This is a genomic window from Stenotrophomonas ginsengisoli (genome assembly GCF_001431485.1).
GTDB classification, from domain to species: Bacteria; Pseudomonadota; Gammaproteobacteria; order Xanthomonadales; family Xanthomonadaceae; genus Stenotrophomonas; species Stenotrophomonas ginsengisoli.
In genome coordinates, this window is the sequence record NZ_LDJM01000015.1 from 38,182 (window position 1) to 60,543 (window position 22,362).

At 66.4% G+C, this 22,362-nt stretch carries 16 protein-coding genes and 2 rRNA genes; 9 read left to right on the forward strand and 9 right to left on the reverse strand.

What is annotated here, in order from left to right; translation table 11 throughout:
• Positions 1–23 precede the first annotated feature (23 nt).
• Positions 24–449, reverse strand: a complete 426-nt coding sequence (locus ABB30_RS16175) for an RcnB family protein (RefSeq protein WP_057637505.1) — start codon at positions 447–449, stop codon at positions 24–26.
• 244 nt (positions 450–693) lie between these two features.
• Between ABB30_RS16175 and ABB30_RS06485 the strand changes: the two genes are divergently transcribed.
• From ABB30_RS06485 to ABB30_RS06495, 3 genes are all read left to right on the forward strand, one after another.
• A complete protein-coding gene (locus ABB30_RS06485; RefSeq protein WP_057637506.1) occupies positions 694–1,794 on the forward strand; it encodes a DUF3667 domain-containing protein in 1,101 nt (366 codons plus the stop codon).
• 115 nt (positions 1,795–1,909) lie between these two features.
• A complete protein-coding gene (locus tag ABB30_RS06490) occupies positions 1,910–2,470 on the forward strand; it encodes a lipocalin family protein (RefSeq protein ID WP_057637517.1) in 561 nt (186 codons plus the stop codon).
• A 54-nt stretch (positions 2,471–2,524) separates the two neighbouring features.
• Complete coding sequence (locus tag ABB30_RS06495) at positions 2,525–3,520, forward strand: alpha/beta hydrolase (protein WP_083489736.1); 996 nt, start codon at positions 2,525–2,527, stop codon at positions 3,518–3,520.
• On the opposite strand, the gene ABB30_RS06500 is transcribed toward ABB30_RS06495, so the two are convergent.
• Positions 3,508–3,936, reverse strand: coding sequence for a hypothetical protein (locus tag ABB30_RS06500; protein WP_057637507.1), 429 nt, complete (start codon positions 3,934–3,936; stop codon positions 3,508–3,510). The genes ABB30_RS06495 and ABB30_RS06500 overlap by 13 nt on opposite strands.
• A gap of 175 nt (positions 3,937–4,111) precedes the next feature.
• Between ABB30_RS06500 and ABB30_RS06505 the strand changes: the two genes are divergently transcribed.
• Both ABB30_RS06505 and ABB30_RS16765 read left to right on the forward strand, forming a co-directional pair.
• Positions 4,112–6,601 carry a DEAD/DEAH box helicase gene (locus ABB30_RS06505; protein WP_057637508.1) on the forward strand — a complete coding sequence of 830 codons (2,490 nt, stop codon included), beginning with the start codon at positions 4,112–4,114 and terminating at the stop codon, positions 6,599–6,601.
• Between the two features lie 998 nt (positions 6,602–7,599).
• Entirely contained in the window at positions 7,600–8,457 is an 858-nt protein-coding gene (locus ABB30_RS16765; RefSeq protein ID WP_245626439.1) for a ribonuclease H-like domain-containing protein, read from the forward strand.
• A gap of 236 nt (positions 8,458–8,693) precedes the next feature.
• Here ABB30_RS16765 and ABB30_RS06515 read toward each other — a convergent pair whose 3' ends face one another.
• From ABB30_RS06515 to ABB30_RS06525, 3 genes are all read right to left on the reverse strand, one after another.
• Complete coding sequence (locus ABB30_RS06515; RefSeq protein ID WP_152980617.1) at positions 8,694–10,043, reverse strand: XVIPCD domain-containing protein; 1,350 nt, start codon at positions 10,041–10,043, stop codon at positions 8,694–8,696.
• A gap of 26 nt (positions 10,044–10,069) precedes the next feature.
• Positions 10,070–10,738: a hypothetical protein gene (locus tag ABB30_RS06520; protein ID WP_057637510.1), complete on the reverse strand. Its 669-nt coding sequence runs from the start codon at positions 10,736–10,738 to the stop codon at positions 10,070–10,072.
• A 192-nt stretch (positions 10,739–10,930) separates the two neighbouring features.
• On the reverse strand, positions 10,931–12,052 hold the full coding sequence (locus ABB30_RS06525) for a saccharopine dehydrogenase family protein (protein ID WP_245626440.1): 1,122 nt from the start codon (positions 12,050–12,052) through the stop codon (positions 10,931–10,933).
• A 146-nt stretch (positions 12,053–12,198) separates the two neighbouring features.
• Between ABB30_RS06525 and gltS the strand changes: the two genes are divergently transcribed.
• The 4 genes from gltS (at position 12,199) to ABB30_RS06545 (ending at position 20,101) form a co-directional block, all read left to right on the forward strand.
• Positions 12,199–13,422: a sodium/glutamate symporter gene (gene gltS, locus ABB30_RS06530; RefSeq protein ID WP_245626441.1), complete on the forward strand. Its 1,224-nt coding sequence runs from the start codon at positions 12,199–12,201 to the stop codon at positions 13,420–13,422.
• A 68-nt stretch (positions 13,423–13,490) separates the two neighbouring features.
• Positions 13,491–13,820: an I78 family peptidase inhibitor gene (locus ABB30_RS06535; protein ID WP_057637512.1), complete on the forward strand. Its 330-nt coding sequence runs from the start codon at positions 13,491–13,493 to the stop codon at positions 13,818–13,820.
• Positions 13,821–14,119: 299 nt separating this feature from the next.
• On the forward strand, positions 14,120–18,574 hold the full coding sequence (gene gltB / locus ABB30_RS06540) for a glutamate synthase large subunit (RefSeq protein WP_057637513.1): 4,455 nt from the start codon (positions 14,120–14,122) through the stop codon (positions 18,572–18,574).
• A gap of 60 nt (positions 18,575–18,634) precedes the next feature.
• On the forward strand, positions 18,635–20,101 hold the full coding sequence (locus ABB30_RS06545; RefSeq protein ID WP_057637514.1) for an FAD-dependent oxidoreductase: 1,467 nt from the start codon (positions 18,635–18,637) through the stop codon (positions 20,099–20,101).
• A gap of 77 nt (positions 20,102–20,178) precedes the next feature.
• On the opposite strand, the gene arsC is transcribed toward ABB30_RS06545, so the two are convergent.
• The 4 genes from arsC to rrf (ABB30_RS06565) form a co-directional block, all read right to left on the reverse strand.
• Positions 20,179–20,574 (reverse strand): arsenate reductase (glutaredoxin), encoded by a 396-nt coding sequence (gene arsC, locus ABB30_RS06550; protein WP_057637515.1) that lies wholly within the window; start codon positions 20,572–20,574, stop codon positions 20,179–20,181.
• Positions 20,571–21,626 (reverse strand): NAD(P)-dependent alcohol dehydrogenase, encoded by a 1,056-nt coding sequence (locus ABB30_RS06555; RefSeq protein WP_057637516.1) that lies wholly within the window; start codon positions 21,624–21,626, stop codon positions 20,571–20,573. The genes arsC and ABB30_RS06555 overlap by 4 nt, the downstream gene beginning before the upstream one ends.
• A gap of 353 nt (positions 21,627–21,979) precedes the next feature.
• Positions 21,980–22,095 (reverse strand): 5S ribosomal RNA (gene rrf / locus ABB30_RS06560).
• A 125-nt stretch (positions 22,096–22,220) separates the two neighbouring features.
• A 5S ribosomal RNA gene (rrf, locus tag ABB30_RS06565) occupies positions 22,221–22,335 on the reverse strand.
• Positions 22,336–22,362 lie beyond the last annotated feature (27 nt).

A 22,362-nucleotide genomic window follows, 5' to 3' on the forward strand; every position in this document is an offset into this window, starting at 1 on the left:
TCGACCGCTGCAACAGGGCCGGCTCAACGACGGGCAGACAGGATGTCCACGATCAAACCGTTTGCGCTGGCGATCAACAGATAACGCCCGTCCAGCTGATGCCACTGCTGGCCACGCCCCGGACTGCGCAGGCCCTTGGCGCGCCAGTCGCTCATGCGTACACCACGCTGGCCGGCCGGCAGATGGCCGCCCTTGCGATAGGCCTGGCTGGTGGCATGGCCGGCGGGCTGGGCGTGCTGACGTGCCGGCTGGGCCTGGCTGTGCTGGGCCGGACGGGCCGGCTGCTGTGCCGGCTGGGCCTTGCCGGATTGCGCATGCTGCTGCGGGGCCGGGGTGCTGGCCGGGTGGGTGCGGTGGCCATCACCATGGGCTGCCGGCGCCGGAGCGGCGATGGCGGCAGCCGAGGCCAGCAGGCCAAGGCCAAGCACAGTGGAGAACAGGGTCTTCATGGTGATGCTCCAGACAGGACAGCGCAGGTGGCTGCGACAAGTCCAAGGTAGGCCTGCAAAAATGAATCAACCCCGGCATTTTCCGGCGCCTGGGTATCGGTCTGTATCACCGCATGGCGCTGTGTGACAGCACGCGGGCAGCCGGGCCGGCATGACTTGCCGCCCTCCCCGGCCAGCGCCGGTTTGACTATCGTTGCTTCCTCGGCAGGGCCAGCGTGGCACTGCCCCTGCTGCGACTGCTTCCGTGACCCATTCCCACGCCGCTGCCTGCCAGAACTGCCACACCGCCCTGCAGGGTGAGTACTGCCACCAGTGTGGCCAGGCCGCGCACAATCCGCTGAAGTCCTTCGCCCACGCGGTGGAGGATGTGTTCGAGTCGTTCTGGCACCTGGACGGGCGCATCTTCCGCAGCCTGCGCGAGCTGTGGATTCCCGGCCGGGTGGCCGCCAATTACCTGGCCGGCCAGCGCGTGCGTTACCTGCCGCCGTTGCGCCTGTTCGTGATCCTGTCGCTGTTCGCCTTCCTGATGGCACGGCTGTCGGTCTCCACCGATGACAGCGTGGTCAGGGTGGTTCCGACCAACGACCCCTTCGCCAGCCTGACCAGCCCGGCCGAGGTGGTGCAGCAGCGCGATAGCCTGCTGGCCGGGTTGCCGGTGGCCGACAACGCCGACCTGACCACGCACACCGCGACACTGGCAGCGCGTCAAGCCATCAGCGAAGCGGCCACGGCACGCATCGACGTGCTGCAGGGCCGCCCGCCAACCGTCAGCGAACGGGCACTGGACCTGCGCCTGGGCAGCGACCAGCAGCGGCCATGGCATCCGGTGGACAACCCGGTGAAGCTGTCCGCCCTGCCGGGCTGGGCCAATGCGGCGATCAACCAGCGTCTGGAACGCCTGCAGGCCAACCTGAAGCCGGACCAGGCCCACTGGAAGTACCTGCTGGGAAAATTCATCGCCGCCCTGCCGGCCGCGCTGATCGTGATGATGCCGCTGCTGGCTCTGGTCCTGCGGCTGCTCTACTGGCGCCGGCCGATGGGCTACCTGGAGCACCTGGTGGTGGCCCTGTACAGCCATGCCTGGCTGCTCAGCGTGTTGTTCGTGGTCAGTGCGCTCAACGCGCTGGCCGCCCTCTCCGGCGTGGCCGTGCTCGGCACCGTGTCCTCGTTGCTGGCCACTGCGCTGTGGCTGAGCGTGCCGGTGTATCTGTGGTGCATGCAGCGCCGCGTGTATGGCGGCAACTGGCTGCTGCACAGCCTGCGCTTTGCCACCACCGCCGCCACCTATGGCGTGCTGGTGGTGCTGGCCGCGTTGTATGCGATGGCTGCCAGCCTCACCTCCTGAGCAGGCCCAACACACGGCAGCGGGCGCTTTCATGCCCGCTGCACGCCAGGCAGACACCTCGCAGGCAAGCGCTCGGCCACACTGGCCAGCCTTGCCTTCCGGTGACCTGCCCATGATCCGCACCTGCCGCCTGCTGCTCGCCCTGTCTGCCTGCCTCGCCCTGCCGGCCATCGCAGCCGACACGCTGGCCGATCCCCTGCCCAACACCACCGTGGACCATGTGGACCTGCAGCGCTATGCCGGCACCTGGTATGAACAGGCCAGCCTGCCGATGGTGTTCACCCGTGCCTGCACCGGTGACACCACCGCCCTCTATACGCCGCGCGAAGACGGCATGATTGACGTGCGCAACCGCTGCCGTACCGAGGACGGCAGTTTCAACCAGGTCGACGGCGAGGCCCGCACGGTCGGTGATTCCACCTCCAAACTGGAGGTGCGCTTTGCCCCGGGCTGGCTGTCCTGGTTGCCGATGGTCTGGGGTGACTACTGGGTCATCGACCTGGACAAGGACTACCAGTGGGCGGTGGTCGGCTCACCCAAGCAAGATTACCTGTGGATCCTCTCGCGTGACCCAGACCTGGACCAGGCCACCTATGACCGCCTGGTCGACAAGGCCCGACGCATGGGCTACCCGGTGGAGAAACTGCAGCGCACCGAGCAATCAGCGCAGCAGTGAGCCTGGCATGGCCGGCGGCTTCCGCGCTGCCGGCCAGCCACGCATACTCGGCACATGACCCTTGCCTCCCTGACCGCCTCATGGCACCGCACCGGTTTGCTGGCCGGCCTGATCATCGCCCTGGCTGGCTGCAGCTCCAGCGGCCGCGCCCCGGCAACGCCAGCCCCGCCGGCCGTTGTCCTGGAAGGCACCCACAGCCACCACATCACCGACCCGGACAGTGGCCGGGAGTATCCGCTCTGGGTAAGCCTGCCGCCGTCCTATGCCAGCGCGCCGCAGCGCCACTATCCGGTGCTCTACACCACCGATGCGCCGTGGTCGTTCCCGCTGCTGGTGGGCATCCGCAACCTGATGGGCCGCGGCAACAACCGCTTTGAAGAATTCATCCTGGTCGGCATGCCGCCGCAGACCGGCCTGAGCCTGCGCGACAGCCGCTCACGCGACTACACCCCGACCGATCCACGCCAGCGTGCCGGCTTTGACCCCAGTGACTACGAAGCGCCCGAGTACGGCCAGGCCCGGGCCTGGCGTGACCTGATCGCCGGGCAGGTCATCCCGCTGGTGGAAGCCACCTACCGAACCGATCCGGCCCGGCGCGTGTATGCCGGCCACTCCTACGGCGGGCTGTTCGGCAGCTATGTGCTGCTGACCCAGCCGCAGCTGTTCAGCACCTACATCCTGGGCAGCCCCTCACTGTGGTTCGACCAGGGCGAGATCTTCCGCATCGAACAGGCGTCAGCTGCCCAGCGCGCGCAGGCCGGTGACAACGCACTGCCGGCACGGGTACGCATGTACATCGGCGGCTGGGAGCGCCCGGGCGAGGAAGAGCGCAGTTATGGCCCCGATGGCAAGGACATGGTCGGCGACGTCAAACGCTTTGCCGACGTGCTGCAGGGCCATGGCTACACCGGGCTGCAGGTGGATTACCGGGTACTGCAGGGCACCGACCATGGCAGCGTGTACCCGGCCTTCATCACCGATGCCCTGGTCTGGGCCCTGCCCGGCACGGCCGGCAAGTACCAGGACGATGGCGACGCTCAGTCGCCCTGAGGCGGTTCTGGGCTGGCCCAGCGCGCGGCACGCGCGATCTGCTCGTCATCCAGCGGCACGTCGCGGGCATTGGCGTGCTGGATCTGGGCCGGGCCACCGGTGACCCGGTTGAGCCAGCTGCCGCCCTTGGCCAGCGCCTGGGTGATGCCGTACATCAGGTAGCCGCCCTGTTGCAGGGCAATCTCTTCCGGGCTCGGGCCACGGCCGAAACGGCCATCGAAATGATTCGGGCGGCGCGCGAACGGATCCGGGGCCCAGTCCACCGGCGGGCGCAGGGCCTCGATGGTCTCCAGGGTACGCACCGGCGCGTGCCCGGCCTTGGCTTGTGCGGCGTCCTCCCCGGCGGGCGGTTCGGCAAGCGACTGCGCCTGGGCCAACAGCGGCAGGCACAACAAGAGCCAGAGCAGGTGTTTCATCGGTGCCGCCAACGCAGTGGGATGAGCGAGTTTGCCGGATCTGGCATCCACGGACTGAACACCGGCCAACCCGGCCACTGCCGCCTCGCGCCGATGCCCACTTCCGGCAGGCGTCGCAGGGGCTGAGACCGGCCTATGGTTAGCTGTGCCCCTTTGCTCGGCCTTGTTGCTTTCCATGGTCTTCCCGATTGCCCCCCGCACCGTCGCTGCCGAACAGGCCCTGGCCACCACCGATGGCCGCCCCAGCCGTGACGGTGCCCTGCTCGGCCAACGCCTGAGCCGGCGCTATGCCGACCGCGTCACCGGCAGCTTCACCGTGCCCGGGCGCGAAGGCCGCTATGCCCCGATTCCCGATGACGTGCCCGATGCCCTGCAGGCGGCCCTGCGCGCGCGCGGCATCGGCCAGCTCTACAGCCACCAAGCCCAGGCCTGGGAAGCGACCCAGCGCGGCGAGAGCGTGGCCATCGTCACCCCCACCGCCTCGGGCAAGTCGCTGTGCTACACCCTGCCGGTGGTGGCCGCGGCGATGGCCGGCAATGCCAAGGCCCTGTACCTGTTCCCGACCAAGGCCCTGGCCCAGGACCAGGTGGCCGAGCTGCTGGATCTGAACCGTGCCGGCGACCTGGGGGTCAAGGCCTTCACCTTCGATGGCGACACCCCGGGCGATGCGCGCCAGGCCATCCGCCTGCACGGCGACATCGTGGTCAGCAATCCGGACATGCTGCACCAGGCGATCCTGCCGCATCACACCAAGTGGGCCCAGTTCTTCGAGAACCTGCGCTATGTGGTGATCGACGAGATCCACACCTACCGCGGCGTGTTCGGCAGCCATGTCACCAACGTGCTGCGCCGGCTCAAGCGCATCTGTGCCTTCTACGGGGTGGCGCCGCAGTTCATCCTCTGCTCGGCCACCATCGGCAACCCGCACGCGCATGCCCAGGCGCTGATCGAGCAGGAGGTCACCGCGATCACTGAATCCGGTGCGCCCAGCGGCGACAAGCATGTGCTGCTGTGGAACCCGCCGGTGGTCAATGCCGACCTCGGCCTGCGTGCCTCGGCCCGTTCGCAGGCCAACCGCATTGCCCGCATCGCGATCAAGAGCGGCCTGAAGACCCTGGTGTTCGCACAGAGCCGGCTGATGGTGGAGGTGCTGACCAAGTACCTGAAGGACATCTTCGACCATGACCCGCGCAAGCCTCCGCGCATCCGCGGCTACCGTGGCGGCTACCTGCCCAGCGAACGGCGCGAGGTCGAGCGGGCGATGCGCGCCGGCGACATCGACGGCATCGTCTCCACCTCCGCGCTGGAGCTGGGCGTGGACATCGGCGCGCTGGACGTGGTGATCCTCAATGGCTATCCCGGCAGCGTGGCCGCCACCTGGCAGCGCTTCGGCCGCGCCGGACGCCGCCAGCAGCCCAGCCTCGGCGTGATGGTGGCCAGCAGCCAGCCGCTGGACCAGTACGTGGTGCGCCATCCGGACTTCTTTGCCAGCGCCAGCCCCGAGCATGCCCGCATCGCCCCGGACCAGCCGCTGATCCTGTTCGACCACATCCGCTGCGCCAGCTTCGAGCTGCCCTTCATCGAAGGCGAAGCCTTCGGCACCATCGACCCGCTGGTGTTCCTGGAAGCCCTGGTCGAAGCCGGCGTGCTGCTTCTGGAAGCCGGGCGCTGGGAGTGGATTGCCGACAGCTACCCGGCCAACAGCGTCAGCCTGCGCGCGGTGGCCGATGGCAACTTCGTGGTGGTGGACCGCAGCGACGGCCAGCAGCGCATCATTGCCGAGGTGGATTACTCGGCCGCCGCACTGACCCTGTACGAAGGCGCCATCCACATGGTGCAGTCCACCCCCTACCAGGTGGAGCAGCTGGACTGGGAAGGCCGCAAGGCCTATGTCACCCGTACCTTCGTGGACTACTACACCGATTCGATCGACTACACCAAGCTCAAGGTGCTGGACCGCTTCGACGGTGGCGCGGCCGGTGCCGGTGACAGCCACCATGGCGAGGTGCACGTGGTGCGCCGCGTGGCCGGCTACAAGAAGATCCGCTACTACACCCACGAGAACATCGGCTACGGGCCAGTCAACCTGCCCGACCAGGAACTGCACACCACGGCGGTGTGGTGGCAGCTGCCGCAGGCCACCCTGCTGCGCGCCTTTGCCAGCCGCCAGGACGCGCTGGATGGTTTCCTTGGTGCGGCCCACGCCCTGCACATCGTCGCCACCGTCGCGGTGATGGCCGATGCCCGCGACCTGCAGAAATCGGTGGGCAGTGGTGATGGCAGCTGGTTTGCGTTGGCCGATGCCAGTGGCCATGGCCAGCTGCGCAGCGAGGGCGGCAGCGAGGGCAACGTCGAGCTGTTGCAGAGCTTCGTGCCCACCGTCTACCTGTACGACAACTTCCCCGGCGGCGTCGGCCTGTCCGAACCGCTGTGGCTGCGTCAGGCCGAACTGGTGCAACGCGCACTGGAACTGGTGGATGGCTGTGATTGCCGCTGCGGCTGCCCCGCCTGTGTCGGCCCGGTGCTGGCTGCCCAGGAAGAGGGCAACAACCAGACCCCACGCGTACTGGCGCACACCGTGCTGCAGCTGCTGCACGCCGCCCATTGCGGCCAGGTGGCAAGCGTGGCCCCGCCTGCGATCGAGGCGATCGACCTGCTGCCATGAGCCTGACCCTGGACAAGCTGCGTGCGCTGCGCCGCCAGGCCGGGGCGGCCGATGCCGCCGCAGTGGCGACGCCGACCGGCCTGCCCTTGTCCGCTTCCGCCGCTCCGGTATTTGCCCACGCCGCAGAATTAGAACCGGCTTCGGCTTCGGCTTCGGCTTCGGCTTCGGCTTCGGCTTCGGCTTCGGCTTCGGCTTCGGCTTCGGCTTCGGCTTCGGCTTCGGCTTCGGCTTCGGCTTCGGCTTCGGCAACGATGCCACCGCCAATGGGGCAATTCCCCCTGGAAACCGCTGCCGAAGCATCCGTCACCCTCGCACGCACAACCCACAGCGCAGCCAGACGCTTCATGCTCCGGTCTGCCCCATCGGCTGCTGTGGGAATCGCCCCGACGCCGGCTGCTGTTGTGGGAGCAGACCCGGCCGCGACATCCCCAACCACCGGCCACGCTTCCGCACTGGACTGGATCAACACGGCCATCCGCCACGCCGACCCCGCCGCCCTGGCAGCACGCGCCCATGGCAAGCCCACCGCCCTGCGGCCATCAGCACGCAATCGCCACACCCTCGCGACTGTGCCCAACACCCCAACTGCGGCCACAGCGGTGGGAACAGCCCCGACGCCTGCGGCTGTGGGAGCGGCCCCGGCCGCGACATCCCGGCCCATTGACCAAACTTCCGCACTGGACTGGATCAACACCAGCATCCGCCACGCCGACCCTGCCGCCCTGGCAGCACGCGCCCATGGCAAGCCCACCGCCTTGAGGCCATCAGCATGCAATCGCCACACCCTCGCGACGGCCCCCGACACCCCAACTGCGGCCACAGCAGTGGGAACAGCCCCGACGCCGGCTGCTGTTGTGGGAGCGGCCCCGGCCGCGACATCCCAAGCCACCAGCCAAACGTCCGCACTGGACTGGATCAACACGGCCATCCGCCACGCCACGCCCGCCAGCCCAACCCGCACACACACCGACCAGGCACTGCCGGCTTCCATCCCGGGCATGGCATTGGCCAGGGCAGCGGCAATCGCCACACCCTCCCCCAGCGCAACCACGGTGATCACCCCGCGCAATGTGGGCGACCTGCAGCGCCTGCTGGCCACACGCCAGCGTGTCCAGGCCACTGCGCCTCCCGGCATCCACAACGCATCCGACCGCCGCGACCTGCCCGGTGACGAGATCGCTCCCGGCCTGTGGCTGCAGCAGGCACACGTGCCCATGGCCATCCCCGCGGCACCGCTGCCACTGGACTTCGCACGCCGCCCGGAGGCGACGGTGGAAGCCGCCCGGCTGCTGTTCTTTGACACCGAAACCACTGGCCTGGCCGGTGGTACCGGCACCCGCGCCTTCATGATCGGCGCGGCCGACTGGCACCACGATCCCGTGCATGGCCCGGGCCTGCGCGTGCGCCAGTTGCTGATGGCCACCCTCGGCGCGGAAAGCGCGATGCTGCAGACCTTCGCCGGCTGGCTGGCTGCCGATACCGTGCTGTCCAGCTTCAATGGCCGCAGCTACGACGCGCCGCTGCTCAAGACCCGCTACCGGCTTGCCCGTCTGCCCGAGCCGCTGTCGGCCTGCGACCACATCGACCTGCTGCACCCGTCACGGCGGCGCTGGAAGGGGCTATGGGAGAACTGCCGCCTGGGCACCATCGAGCGCAACGTGCTGGGCATCGTGCGCGAGGACGACCTGCCCGGCAGCCAGGCTCCCGGCGCCTGGCTGGATTACCTGCGCGGTGGCAGCAGCGACCTGCTCCATCGCGTTGCCGCCCACAACCATCAGGACGTGGTCACCCTGGCCTTGCTGCTGCGGCAGCTGGCATCGGTACCGGCCAGCCTGCCGAACGATGGCAAACCATGATGAGCACGCACCGCACTGAGCACAGCCAGATGATTACTGCGTAGTGCATGACTTTCTTTGAGCTCATCGCAACATGGATCGCCGAACCCGCAACGGGATGGCAACAGTCAGTACACAGGCACGGCCGTGTATGGCCTGACTTCAGAACCGGATATTTCTGACCAGCAGAATCTGAAACCACACGGCATTGCATGACGGCCACAGGGGCGGGCATACCCAACACAGCTCGCGCACCATCACCGCCCCAAGGAAACCTGCATGGGTTGTTCCCGGCTATCGACGATAAACCCTGGCACCGTCTGCCCCGGCTGATGTGCTGCTGCATCCATGGAAACCGCTTCGGGGGTGGCGATAGCTTGCGCAGACGGAACATGGGCACGCAGGTGTCCAGGGTCATCCACCTTGCCCTGCACCACAAAAAAAACAGGGGCCTGCGCGTCACCTCCGATCAACACCTGATCTGCCTGTGTAATGCCTTGCTGCCGTGCCTGTGCATACAAGCTGGCAACAACCCGCGCCGAAGTCGCGTCGGTCGCCCGCCCCAACCCTGCTTCCAACTGCGCTACGCCTGCCTCTATCTGCTGATACAACGGCGTCTGCTTCTCCGCCTGAACGCGTTCGTTTGCCAACAAACCACCATCGAGCTGCAAGGCCGGCTGTGGCGCAGCACAGGCCGTGGCCATCAATTCAGCGGCATCGCGCTCCAGCGGTCGCCCGCTCACGGCATGGCGGACATGGTCGGTCACCGTATCGAGCAGATTGCGCGGCAAGGCCATGAGGTTGTGCACGCTGGCCACATCGGCACGGTACTTGTCGAACATCGGCTGGTAGTGCTGATAGCGTTGTTGGTTCTGCGCACTGACGATCGACCCGCCGATAGCCAGATCGTTCTCCGGCAGGAAATTACGGCTGTAATGGGCCTTGATCCCGACTCCGGCCATGACCTGGAGCGGATTGCGCACATCACTCCAACGCCGCCCGTCATTGGCGTAACCGGCTTGATGCAGCGCGTCCACATCCTGTTGCGCGGCATACAGACGAACCTCGCCGACGTGCCCGCTGGCAGCACTGACAAAGTCGGTAGCCCGGACATGGTTGACGATATGCCCCACATCCGGGTTGAGATCGGCCACCAGGCCCCCGGCGCCATAAGCATCGAAGGTTTCGGCACGCAGACCGTAGCGATGGGCGGTGTATTGGGCAAGCAGGCCTCCCAGCGAGTGCCCGGTGACCGTCAATGTCAGCGGCCCACAGTCCTTGGCCTTGTCCCTTGCATATTCGAGCGCAGCCTCGGTGGCCTGCTTGGCTGCAGCCACCTGCGAACTCAAGCCGGTCAGAACCATGCCCAGGTCGGCAATCACCCCGTCTCGAACAGGTTGACGCCCGAACTCGGTTCCTCTGTGAGCCAGAACCAAATCACCGCTTATCGTGTCTTGGTAAAGAACCCCCTGATACCCGAACAATCCACCGAAGGTTCTGATTACCTGAAAGTATCGACCATCAACTTCCATTTCCTCATCAGGATCCCGCGAATCGCTCTGCCTGTACGAATCAACAGGTAGATAGGAATTTACCAGGGTACTCATCCGTGACTACTCCCATGAATATTCCATCACAACTTTCTTGATCGAATATCCACATTGAAAAGATCACTTTCCTTGACACGCGACCTCAATGGAGTACCAACGCGATAGCGCATCGCCGCGGTATCTTCAAACCCTCCATTGGGGTAATCGCTGTGTAGGAATCCTGACTGAATCACTGATTCACTCTGAATTTCACGAGTCGACATTGATTCAAAAAATCGAGTTTCTCCCGAATTTTCTGTCGGCCAAAGCACGATCCGTGCGGCAATCATCGGCACATGGCAAATCCCCAGGCCGAAATAGTCATGGCTCTCGATCAGATCGGTATACACCACACCGCGGAATACACCCGGCGACACCTGTTCCACATCGAAGGGAATGCTTTCATGCAACCCCATGCGGGTACCGGACATACCCCCGAGGTCCGGACCACAGGGATCGGCCAGCTTGGTCTCGTACTGCATGAACCCCTCGGCACGGACAAACGGCCCGGGTGGGTCATGCAGGGTCAAGATGAGCTCGTAGGCGGTTGGATGGGGATTGCGCTTCAGCGGCGGTGCCGGTGGTGCCCGGTGCCGGACATCCATACGTGCCAGATAGGTGGGGTCAGTCATGGCGCGCAGCACACAACCGCTGGAGAACAGCACCATCACCACCACCGCGGCACAGGTGATTGCCGCAAAAAGTTTCCGCATGTTGTCTCTCCCTGCAGTGCTGGCGCATACCTTTTCCTGATTGCTTGCTGCTCGCCCCTGCCCCATCAGAGCACAAGGCCACAGCGTTTCCTGTCGGAAAAACCTGAAATATCCCTGCCCGTAACCACGCTCACGTTTCGTGCCAATGCCGCAGGCACATGAGCGCCCCCCGCAACCTGCTGCCTGCGTCGGTCAATGACCTGCCGGCGCGCTGATCTGGCTGTGGATGCCCCAGCGCGCGAACTCGTCCTGAAATTCGGCCAGCTCCAGCAGCCCGACACACACGTGCGCGCCCACCGGCAATGGCTGGCCGGCAGCCCAGCGCCGGGCCAGCACGATGGCGGCAAAGGTGGGGATTTCCGGCCCGTGCAACATCGGTGCGGTCAGATCCCAGTGGCATTCAAGCCGCTGTCCATTGCGCTGCCCGCGCACACTCACCCGCATGCCGCCCAGGTCACTGCCGAAGCGGTCAAACCAGCGCCCGCAGCGGGCCAGCAGCCGGCACAGCAGGGGCATCGGCAAGGGCAGCCCCAGCTGGCGTACATAGGCCAGGCCAGCCAGGCAGCGCTGCAGGAACGGCAGCTCCAGTGCGGCGCGGAAACGCACGCCCTGCAGCTGTGGCCATCGCTGCTGCAGCACGTCATGGTCGGGCACATCGCAGGGCGCAGCCAGACGCGGGGGCAGGCGGGCAAACTGCGCCGTCTGCGGCGAGCCCCATCCGACCATTTCCTGCCAGCGCCCCTGCCACCACACCGGAAATGCGCTGCCGCAATAGCCCAGCACCGCCTGCACGGTGGCCAGGCCCAGCGGCGAGGCCTGGGCCGGGGCAATCACCATGTCGATCTCCTCCAGCTGATCCAGGCGTGCTGCCAGTGCGTCCACCACGGCGCTGGACAGGGCCGGCAGGGTGCTGGCGCCACTGATCACACTGCACCCGGCCTGGCGCGCAGGTGCATCCAGCCAGGCAGGGAAATCGCGCACGAACTGCCGCCCATCGGCCAGGTCGATGTAATCCAGGCCGGCCTCGATGCAGGCGCAGGCCACTGCATAGTCCTGCCCCTGAAAGGGCCCGGCGCCATGGATGAGCAGGCCGGCACCACTGGCACGCAAGCGCTCAACCAGGTCGGGGGCGGCGGCATCGATGGCCAGGCAACGCACACCGGCAAGGGGGGCACCGGCCTGATCTGTCATTGTCGCCGGTGGATGGCGGCCACCGGCAATGACCGTGATGCCCGGGCTGGCGGCCAGCGCGCGCACGATGCGCGCACCGAAATGACCGTAGCCACCCAGGACCAGAACCGTTTTGTCCTTCACTGCCCTTCCTTGCTGCGTGATGGTCGAGGCTTGCCATCCTGCCCGAGTCCGCCGGCAGCGGTAAACCGACGTTGCGCCCCTGCCGGGCAGGGCCCGGCGGGCATCGGGCATGATGTGGGTGATGCCCCAAGCCAAGGATGCTGCCCGTGTCACCTGCACCGTCCATCGTCCAGATAGACGCGCTGGCCAGCGTCACCCTGGCCATCCTGCTGTTCTTCATCGGCAAGGCAACCGCGGCACGCTTTGACGTGCTGCAGCGTTACGGCATCCCCGAATCGGTGATTGGCGGCGTGCTGTGTGCCCTGTTGTGCAGCCTGCTGTACTACGCCGCCGGCATTGAAATCGACTTCAGCCTCGGCCTGCGCGATGTCCTGCTGCTGTATTTCTTCGCCGCACTTGGCCTGAACTCCAGCATCGGCCAGCTGTTCTCCGGCGGGCGCCTGCTGGTGCTGCTGGTGCTGCTGTCGTGTGCCTTCATGCTGATCCAGAACCTGGCCGGCATGGGCCTGGCCAGCCTGTTCGGCATGGACCACCGCGCCGGCCTGATGGTGGGCTCGATCGCGCTGACCGGCGGAGTCGGCACCACCCTGGCCTGGGCACCGTATTTCAACGACACCCTGCAGATCCAGGGCGCCACCGACCTGGGGCTGGTTACCAACATGGTCGGGCTGGTGTCTGCCTGCGTGATCGGCGGGCCGATGGCCAGCTGGTTGATCCGCCGCCATGCGATCCAGGCCTCTGCCAATGCCAATGTCGAGGTCGGCACCCTGCATGGCGACCATTCGCGTGACCGGCTCGATTACCACGGCGTGCTGCTGGCCCTGTTCTGGCTCAACGTCGCCCTGATGCTGGGCCAGTTGATCAGCAACGCGCTGGGCCACACCGGCCTGAACCTGCCGGGTTTTGTCGGCTGCCTGCTGGCCGGCATCGCCCTGCGTTCGTGCGGCGATGTGCTCGGCCGCCGGCACGCCGAGCTGTGGAACCTGCCCAGCATGCGCCCGGGCATCGCCCTGGTGTCGGACATCTGCCTGGGCCTGTTCCTGACCATGGCCCTGATGGGCCTGAAGCTGTGGCAGCTGCAGCCCCTGCTGGGTTTCATCAGCATGGCCATGCTGGTCCAGGTCAGCCTGGTGGTGCTGTTCACCGTGCTGGTGGTGTTCCGGGCCATGGGTGGCAATTACGAGGCGGCCGTGGTCTGCGCGGGCTTTGGCGGCATCACTCTGGGATCCACCGCCACCGCGGTGGCCAACATGGGAGCGGTCACCCGCCAGTACGGCGCCGCACCACTGGCCTTCCTGATCGTGCCGCTGGTGTGCGGTTTCTTCATCGACCTGGCCAATGCGCTGCTGATCGGCTGGCTGCTGCGCTGAGCCTGCAACCGGGCGCCCGGAATCGGCCGCACATCTGGTGCACACTGGGCCACACCCTGACCAAGGACATGACCATGCGCTTTGCCCTGTTTTCTGCCCTGCCGCTGTGCGCGGCCATGACCGCCTGTGCAACGTCCCCGTCCAGCGGCGGCAGCAACGAAGTACCGCCGGCGATCCAGAGTGATGGCGGCAACTACAACTGTGAAAATGCCGACCTGGCCGAATTTGCCGGCAAGACCGGCAGCGCCGAGGTCTACGAGCAGGCACGGATCAAGGCCAATGTCCGTCACGTGCGGGTGGTCAAGCCGGGCATGGCCGTGACCATGGATTACCGCATCGACCGCCTGACCGTGATGCTCGACGACAACGGCAAGATCGAGTCGATCAGCTGCGGCTGAGCCCCTCCTGTTCGCCCTGGCCCACGCCCTCCGGCACGGGCCAGGTATCACTGGCCGGGCCCGCCGCAATCCAGGTCTGCGACCGCATCTGCACAATGAAAACATCGGCCTGGTTGAAAGCAGGCAAGCCGCCTGCAGAAACCAGCACAAACGTCGACCGTTTTCGTTGAAGTTGCCACTGCAACCTATGTTGCGGCGCAGTAATGGCTGTGATCTATTCGACTGCCCGGGGCCCAGCGATCCGCCCAATCGACGATCAGCCAGGCATCCGGCCCCCTGTTGGACGGATCGAGGCACCGATGTCGCACCGCAACTGTAGTGGGCTTTACAACGTAAACGACGAACGCGATGCCTGTGGTTTCGGCATGGTCGCCCAGCTCGATGACCAGCCCTCGCGCATGCTGGTGGATACCGCCATCGGCGCCCTGTCGCGGATGACCCACCGCGGTGGCGTGGCCGCCGACGGCCTGACCGGCGATGGCTGCGGCCTGCTGATCCGCAAACCCGACGTGTTCCTGCGCAACTGCGCTGGCGATGCCGGCATCGTGCTGCGTACCCACTTCGCTGCCGGCAACATCTTCCTGCCGCGTGACCCTGACGCGGCTGCACAGTGCCGCCAGGTGCTGGCCGAAGAGCTGCAGCAGACCGGGGCCGAACCGGCCGGTTGGCGCGAACTGCCCACCGACGACAGCGTCTGCGGCGCACTGGCCCGCGACACCCTGCCCGGCATCAGCCAGTTGTTCGTCAACGCCGGTGTCGGCCAGAGCGAGGACGACTTCGCCCTGGCCCTGTTCCTGGCCCGCCGTCGCGCCGAACAGCGCCTGCGCGAGCATGCCGACTTCTACGTCACCTCGCTGGCCCCCAATGCGATCAGCTACAAGGGCATGGTGCTGCCGGACAAGCTGGCCACCTTCTACCCGGACCTGCAGCGCAGCGACCTGGCCGCCAGCGCGATCCTGTTCCACCAGCGCTTCTCCACCAACACCATGCCGCGCTGGCCGCTGGCCCACCCGTTCCGCATGCTCGCCCACAACGGCGAGATCAACACCATCGAGGGCAACCGCCGCTGGGCCCAGGCGCGCAGCAAGGTGTGGAAGACCCCGCGTTTTGACATCGCCGAGTTCGACCCGGTGATCTCCATGCATGGCTCGGATTCGCAAAGCGCCGACAACATGCTCGAGCTGCTGGTGGCCGGTGGCATGGAGCTGATCCAGGCCCTGCGCATCCTGGTGCCGCCGGCGACCCAGTCGCTGGAGTACAAGGACGCCGACCTGGCCGCGTTCTACGAGTTCTACGGCCTCAATTCCGAGGCCTGGGATGGCCCGGCCGGCATCGTCGCCTGCGATGGCCGCTATGCCGCCTGCACGGTGGACCGCAACGGCCTGCGCCCGGCGCGCTGGCTGCTCACCTCCGACCGCCATTTCCTGGTCGCCTCCGAAGCCGGTGTGTGGGAAGTGCCGACCGAGCGCGTCATCCGCAAGGGCAAGCTGGGCCCGGGCGAGATGATGGCCATCGACCTCAAGCGCGGCGAACTGCTCGACACCGATGCCATTGACCGCATCAACCGCGCACGCGCGCCGTACAAGCAGTGGCTGCACAACGGCGTGACCTGGTTGCAGACCGAGCTGATCGACCCTTCGCTGGTGGAGGAGCCGTTCGACGAGGCCACCCTGCGCAGTTACCACAAGCTGTTCCAGCTCAGCACCGAGGAAGTGGAGCAGGTGCTGCGGCCGCTGGCCGAAACCGAGCAGGAAGCCACCGGCTCGATGGGCGATGACACGCCGATGGCCGTGCTCAGCCAGCTCGACCGCCCGCTCTACGATTACTTCCGCCAGGCCTTTGCCCAGGTCACCAATCCGCCGATCGACCCGTTGCGCGAATCCTGCGTGATGTCGCTCACCACCCAGCTGGGCAAGGAGACCAACATCTTCAATGCCGGCGCGGAGACGGTGAACCACGTCATCCTCAACTCGCCGGTGCTGTCCCAGCGCAAGCTGCGCCAGCTGTTGAAGATGGAGCAGTACATCCACCGCAACCGCCTGCTCGACCTGTCCTACAGCGTCGAGGAGGGCCTGGCCGGTGGCATTGCCCGCATCTGCGCCGAGGCCGAAGCAGCCGCGCGCGAAGGCATCGTGGTGCTGCTGCTCTCCGACCGCTACCCGGTGCCCGAACGGCCGATGGTGCATGCCCTGCTGGCCACCAGCGCGGTGCATCACCACCTGTGCCGTGCCGGCCTGCGCTGTGACGTGAACCTGATCATCGAGACCGGTACCGCCCGTGATGCCCACCACATGGCCTGCCTGCTCGGCTTCGGTGCGACCGCGGTGTATCCGTACCTGTCCTACCAGACCCTGTTTGACCTGGGCCGCCGCGGCATCCTCAAGCTGAGCAAGGGCGGCGAGCAGTCGCAGATCGGCCGCCGCTACCGCAAGGGCATCAACAAGGGCCTGTCCAAGATCATCTCCAAGATGGGCATTGCCACCGTGGCCAGCTACCGCGGCGCACAGTTGTTCGAGGCGGTGGGCCTGGACGAGGACGTGATTGCCCTGTGCTTCCCCGGCACCCCCTCGCGCATCGGCGGCGTCTCTCTGCAGCGGCTGGATACCGAAGCCCGCACCCTGAGTGCGCGGGCCTACAACGACCAGCTCAAGCCCGATGTCGGCGGCCTGCTCAAGTACGTGCATGGCGGCGAATACCACATGTACAACCCGGACGTGGTGCTGACCCTGCAGCGCGCCGCACGCAGCGGCGATGCCGCCCACTGGCAGGCCTATTGCGATGCCGTGCACGGTCGCCCGGTCTCGGCCCTGCGTGACCTGCTGCGCCTGCGCCCGGCCGCCACCGCGCTGCCGCTGGACCAGGTCGAGCCGGCCGAAGCGCTGTTCAAGCGTTTTGATACCGCCGCCATCTCGCTGGGCGCGCTGTCGCCGGAAGCGCACGAGGCGCTGGCCATTGCCATGAACCGCCTCGGCGGCCGTTCCAACTCCGGTGAGGGCGGCGAAGACCCGGCCCGCTACGGCACCGACAAGCGTTCCAAGATCAAGCAGGTGGCTTCCGGGCGCTTCGGTGTCACTGCCGAATACCTGGTCAATGCCGAAGTGCTGCAGATCAAGGTGGCCCAGGGCGCCAAGCCCGGCGAAGGCGGCCAGCTGCCCGGGCACAAGGTCAACGAGCTGATTGCCCGCCTGCGCTATGCCAAGCCGGGCATCGGTCTGATCTCCCCGCCGCCGCACCATGACATCTACTCCATCGAGGACCTGGCCCAGCTGATCTTCGACCTGCGCCAGGTCAATCCGGCCGCGCTGATCTCGGTCAAGCTGGTCAGCCATGCCGGCGTGGGCACCATCGCTGCCGGTGTGGTCAAGGCCGGCGCCGACCTGATCACCGTGTCCGGCCATGACGGCGGCACCGGCGCCTCGCCGGTCAGCTCGATCCGCTATGCCGGCGTGCCGTGGGAACTGGGCCTGGCCGAATCGCACCAGGCACTGGTGGCCAATGACCTGCGCAGCCGCACCATCCTGCAGACCGATGGCGGCCTGAAGACCGGCCTGGACGTGGTCAAGGCCGCCATCCTCGGCGCGGACAGCTTCGGCTTCGGCACCGGACCGATGATCGTGCTGGGCTGCAAGTACCTGCGCATCTGCCACCTCAACAACTGCGCCACCGGCGTGGCCACCCAGGACGAGCGCCTGCGCGCGGACTACTTCACCGGCCTGCCGGAGCGGGTGGAGAACTTCTTCCGTCTGCTGGCCGAGGAAGTGCGTGGCTGGCTCAGCCTGCTCGGTGTGCGTTCGCTGGACGAGATCGTCGGCCGTACCGACCTGCTCGAGCAGCTGCAAGTCGAACCACGTCCCGGTGTGCGGGTGGATCTGTCGCGTCTGCTCGCCCCTACCCAATTTGAAGGTGCCCACTGCGCCGCCCAGCGTCTGTACCAGCCGGCCGACGGCCTGGCCAGCCAGATCGACGGCCTGCTGGCCGATGCCATCGCCAACAAGACCGGCGGCGAACACCGTTTCCTGATCCACAACACCGACCGTTCCATCGGCACCCGCGTGGCCGGGCAGATTGCCCGCGTGCACGGTATGCACGGCATGGCCGATGCCCCGGTCACCCTGCGCCTGCGTGGCACCGCCGGGCAGAGCCTGGGCGCGTTCAACGTTGATGGCCTGCAGCTGGAAGTGGAAGGCGAAGCCAACGACTACGTCGGCAAGGGCATGGGCGGTGGCCGCATCATCGTGCGCCCGCCGCGTGGCGCACGCTTCGAGGCCCGCTCCACCGCGATCATCGGCAACACCTGCCTGTACGGCGCCACCGGTGGTGAGCTGTTCGCAGCCGGCCGTGCCGGCGAGCGCTTTGCGGTACGCAACTCCGGTGCGCTGGCGGTGATCGAAGGGGCCGGTGACCACTGCTGCGAGTACATGACCGACGGCATCGTCGCCGTGCTCGGCAAGGTCGGCCTGAACTTCGGTGCTGGTTTCACCGGTGGCTTGGCCTATGTGCTGGATATCGACCGCGACTTCGTGGACCGCTTCAACCACGAGCTGATCGACATCCACCGCATCAGTGCCGAGGGCTTCGAGAACCATCGCCAGCACCTGCATGGGCTGATCAGCCGTCATCGCGAACTGACCGGCTCGATCTGGGCCCAGCAAATCCTGGACGAGTTCCGCGATTACGTCGGCAAGTTCTGGCTGGTCAAACCCAAGGCCGCCAGCATCGAGTCGCTGACCGACGCGCTGCGCCGCGCCGCCTGACCCGGCAGCGGGCCGTTACCACGGCCCGCTCCTTCCCGAATTGATTGGTGGATTTACCGCATGAGCCGCAAGCAGCCTTTCCAGTTCCTCGACCTGCCCCGTCAGATGCCGCAGCGCATTCCTGTAGAACTGCGCGTGGCCGGTGACTGGGGCGAGCTTTACCAGCGCTTTGACAAGGCCGATGCGCAGTACCAGGCCGGCCGCTGCCTGGACTGCGGCAACCCGTACTGCAGCTGGAAGTGCCCGGTGCACAACGCCATCCCGCAGTGGCTGCAGCTGGTGCAGGAAGACCGCATCCACGAAGCGGCCACCCTGTGCCACTCGACCAATCCGCTGCCGGAAGTGTGCGGCCGCGTCTGCCCGCAGGACCGCCTGTGCGAAGGCAGCTGCACGCTGGAGGAATTCGGCGCGGTGACCATCGGTGCGGTGGAGAAGTACATCGTTGATACTGCCCTGGCCACCGGCTGGAAGCCGGACCTGGACACCGTGCAGGCCACCGGCCAGCGGGTGGCCATCATCGGTGCCGGCCCGGCCGGCCTGGCCTGTGCCGACCGCCTGGCCCGTGCCGGTGTGCAGGCGGTGGTGTTTGACCGCTATGAACAGATTGGCGGCCTGCTGCAGTTCGGCATTCCCAGCTTCAAGCTGGACAAGCAGGTGATTGAGCGCCGCCGCGAGGTGCTCGAAGGCATGGGCGTGCAGTTCCGCCTCGGTGTGGAGATCGGCAAGGATGTGTCAGTGGATGACTTGCTGGCCGAATTTGATGCCGTGTTTGTCGGCACCGGTGCCTACCGCTACACCGATGGCGGCCTGCCCGGCCAGGATCTGAAGGGCGTGCTGCCGGCGCTGCCCTTCCTGGTGCAGAACAGCCGCATCGTCACCGGCAACGACCCGGGCGGGCGTCCGATCGCCGGCTGGGAAGATCAGGTTGCCCTGCCGGATCTGGCCGGCAAGCGTGTGCTGGTGCTCGGCGGTGGCGACACCGGCATGGACTGCGTACGCAGCGCCATCCGCCTCGGTGCGGCCCGTGTCACCTGTGCCTACCGCCGCGACGAGGCCTCCATGCCCGGCTCGGCACGCGAGGTGGCCAATGCCCGCGAGGAAGGGGTGCGCTTTTTGTTCAACCGCCAGCCGCTGTCCATCGAGGCCGGCGCCGATGACGAAGTGATCGGCGTGACCGTGGTGGAAACCGAACTGGGCCCGGCCGATGCCAATGGCCGCCGCAATGCCCAGGCCATCGAAGGCAGCGAATCGCTGCTGGAAGCGGACGTGGTGATCATCGCCTTCGGCTTTTCACCCAGCCTGCCGGCCTGGCTGCAGGCGGCCGGGGTCGAGGGCCGCAACAACGGACGCATCATCACCGGTGACCCGGGCCTGCTGCCCTACCAGACCAGCAACGCCCGCGTGTTTGCCGGCGGCGATGCCGTACGCGGTGCCGACCTGGTGGTTACCGCGGTCGCAGAAGGCCGTGACGCGGCGGCCAGCATCGTGCAGTGGCTGGGCCAGGCCAAAGCCGCCAACGCCGCCTGAGCACGCGTACAGGCGCTCGCAGAAGGGGCAGGCCATTGGCCTGCCCCTTTGCGTTGCAACGTCAGCTCTACATCAACTCAGCCGATGACCTGGCCGTCTTCCTTGGTGAAGGGCGTGGCCAGGGCGGGGAGGATCTGCAACACCACCTCCGAAGGCCGGCACAGGCGTGCACCCAGCTCGGTGCGCACGAACGGGCGGTTGATAAGAATCGGGTTGGCCACCATCGCCGCCAGCAGCACACAGTCATCCAGCGACGGATCGGCCAGACCCAGCTCGGTGTAGGCCGCCTCCTTGCTGCGGATCGCTTCGCGCACGCTGATGCCCGCCTCGCCGATCATGTCGGCCAGCTCGTCCTGGCTGGGAACATCCTTCAGGTACTCACGCACCACCGGTTCGATCCCGGCATGACGCAGCAACGCCAGAGTGTTGCGCGACGTGCCGCAACGGCCGTTGTGCCAGATCACTGCGTTCATTGCGCGCCCTCCTGCAGGGTGGCCATATCCATCACGAAGCGGTACTTCACATCGCCCTTGAGCATGCGCTCGTAAGCGGTGTTGATCTCATCGGCGCGGATCATTTCGATATCGGCGGTGATGCCGTGTTTGGCGCAGAAATCCAGCATCTGCTGGGTTTCACGGATGCCACCGATCAACGAGCCGGCAATGCTGCGGCGGTGCATGATCAGGCCAAACACCTGCGGCGAGGGATGCGGGTGCTCCGGTGCGCCCACCAGGCACATGGTGCCGTCGCGACGCAGGCAGGCAATCAGCGGGTCCAGGTTGTGCGAGGCGGCCACCGTATTGAGGATGAAATGCAGGGAATTGGCCTGCGCCTTCATCTGCTCGCGGTCCTTGGAGATCACCACTTCATCCGCGCCCAGGCGCAACGCATCGGTGCGCTTGCCTTCGGAGGTGGTGAACAGCACCACATGCGCGCCCATCGCCTTGGCGATCTTCACCGCCATGTGGCCCAGCCCGCCCAGGCCCACCACGCCCACGCGCTGGCCCGGGCCTACCTTCCAGTGCGAGAGCGGCGAATAGGTGGTGATGCCGGCGCACAGCAGCGGCGCCACGGCCGCCAGATTCTGCCCGGCTTTGATGTGCAGGGCGTAGGCCGCATCCACCACGATGTGGTCGGAGTAGCCGCCATAGGTATTCACTCCGTCCGGGCCACCGTTGTAGGTGCCGGTCATGCCATTGCTGCAGTACTGCTCCTCACCTTCCTGGCAGGATTCACAGCTGCGGCAACTGTCCACCAGGCAGCCGACACCGGCCAGGTCACCCACCTTGAAGCTGGTGACATTGCTGCCGATGGCAGTGACCTTGCCGACGATCTCGTGGCCCGGCACGCACGGATACAGGGTCCCGCCCCACTCACCGCGGGCGGTATGCAGATCCGAATGGCAGACGCCGCAGTAGGCGATGTCGATGCGGATGTCGTTGGCACCCGGCTCACGGCGTTCGAAGCTCCAAGGAGCCAGTGGCGCATCGGCAGAAGCGGCTGCATAGGCATGACAGACAGACATGGAAACACCTCGGTGATGACAACAAAGACGAGGCCGTCATGGTCGCATGGCCGGCCTTGGCTTGCCGTTCAAACCGCTGTTTCAAGCCGGCTGCAGTGCCTAGATCCTGAGCTGGCGCGGTGCAGCGACGGATTGCAGACAAGCTTGGGATAGCCCCGTGCAAGGATCCGGCCAGGACCGTGCCGTGACGAGCCGCCGCGTTCTGGTCTGGGGCCTTGTCGTTTCATTGGCCGCATGAGCTAGCAGCGCCCTTCCCCGTCTGCGTGGCCCTGCACTGCCCGCTCCAGATCATGCCCTCAGGGGCAATCCGGCAAAGAAAAAGCCCCGGCTTTAGGCCTGGGCTTTTGGAATAAAACTGGCGATGACCTACTCTCGCACCGCTTAGGCGGCACTACCATCGGCGCAGCTGCGTTTCACTTGTCGAGTTCGGGATGGGATCGGGTGGTTCCACAGCGCTGTGATCGCCAGAAAGCGTTGTCTGTCAGCGCGAGGCGCCAGGACAGCGAATCTGGTCAGCTGCGCAATCTTGCGATTGCAGTGCTTACATAAAAAGGAAAACCCCGCTGACGTATCAGCGGGGTTTTCGGGTAAAAATCCTGGCGATGACCTACTCTCTCACCGCTTAGGCGGCAATACCATCGGCGCAGCTGCGTTTCACTTCCGAGTTCGGGATGGGATCGGGTGGTTCCACAGCGCTAATTTCACCAGGAAGACGTTGGAGCGTCGCCATCCGATG

Coding starts and splice junctions, on each gene's coding strand:
- ABB30_RS16175 (WP_057637505.1), bottom strand. CDS start 449: ATGAAGACCCTGTTCTCCACTGTGCTTGGCCTTGGCCTGCTGGCCTCG.
- ABB30_RS06495 (WP_083489736.1), top strand. CDS start 2,525: ATGACCCTTGCCTCCCTGACCGCCTCATGGCACCGCACCGGTTTGCTG.
- ABB30_RS06500 (WP_057637507.1), bottom strand. CDS start 3,936: ATGAAACACCTGCTCTGGCTCTTGTTGTGCCTGCCGCTGTTGGCCCAG.
- ABB30_RS06505 (WP_057637508.1), top strand. CDS start 4,112: ATGGTCTTCCCGATTGCCCCCCGCACCGTCGCTGCCGAACAGGCCCTG.
- ABB30_RS16765 (WP_245626439.1), top strand. CDS start 7,600: ATGGCATTGGCCAGGGCAGCGGCAATCGCCACACCCTCCCCCAGCGCA.
- ABB30_RS06515 (WP_152980617.1), bottom strand. CDS start 10,043: ATGAGTACCCTGGTAAATTCCTATCTACCTGTTGATTCGTACAGGCAG.
- ABB30_RS06520 (WP_057637510.1), bottom strand. CDS start 10,738: ATGCGGAAACTTTTTGCGGCAATCACCTGTGCCGCGGTGGTGGTGATG.
- ABB30_RS06535 (WP_057637512.1), top strand. CDS start 13,491: ATGACCATGCGCTTTGCCCTGTTTTCTGCCCTGCCGCTGTGCGCGGCC.
- gltB (WP_057637513.1), top strand. CDS start 14,120: ATGTCGCACCGCAACTGTAGTGGGCTTTACAACGTAAACGACGAACGC.
- ABB30_RS06545 (WP_057637514.1), top strand. CDS start 18,635: ATGAGCCGCAAGCAGCCTTTCCAGTTCCTCGACCTGCCCCGTCAGATG.
- arsC (WP_057637515.1), bottom strand. CDS start 20,574: ATGAACGCAGTGATCTGGCACAACGGCCGTTGCGGCACGTCGCGCAAC.
- ABB30_RS06555 (WP_057637516.1), bottom strand. CDS start 21,626: ATGTCTGTCTGTCATGCCTATGCAGCCGCTTCTGCCGATGCGCCACTG.